Source organism: Bradyrhizobium sp. BRP22 (assembly GCF_020194175.1).
In the GTDB taxonomy this organism is placed as follows: Bacteria; Pseudomonadota; Alphaproteobacteria; order Rhizobiales; family Xanthobacteraceae; genus Bradyrhizobium.
In genome coordinates this window covers 1-499 of record NZ_JADYVX010000123.1, presented here as the reverse complement: position 1 = coordinate 499, position 499 = coordinate 1, and the positions used below count along the sequence as shown (strand labels likewise).

Below are 499 nucleotides of genomic sequence, written 5' to 3'. Positions count from 1 at the left end.
GTACACGACATGCGGAATATTGATGCATTAGAGCCTTGCGGTGACCCTCGGGGGCTCAGCGCTGTGAAGTTCTGGACCAGAAAGAAATTCAGAGGGGTCGCTGCGCTCAGACGCGAGGTCAACCTGATACGGACCCCCCTTTGAAACTAAGGAGAGCATTCGGTGGCTGGAGAACCGCAAGCAATCCACGGAGCTTTTCGAGAAGCCATCGCAGTGCATCCAACGCATTTCTTGGTAAGGACCTGTGTCAATCGCCTGGCAGGCGATGGCGATCATACCGTTGCAACGATAATGGACGAGGTCGTGGTCAAAGGTCTCCACCGGATCGAAGTCCAGGATAGCAAGGGCAATCCAGATCAGGCTGTTCTTGAGATCCGGTATCGTAAAATCCGTATTCTGCCACCGATAGGCAAGCAGTCGCGGTATCCAGCTTTGACTTTGACAGTGATCCACGCTGATGAAAGAGGAGCGCCAAAGAACAGAAAGAAGATTGAATGGA

1 pseudogene is annotated in these 499 nt (G+C 52.7%); it reads left to right on the top strand.

The features are described from left to right. Window positions 1-162 precede the first annotated feature (162 nt). Window positions 163-499 (top strand): annotated as a pseudogene (locus I6F35_RS39650) (hypothetical protein); the annotation flags it as partial.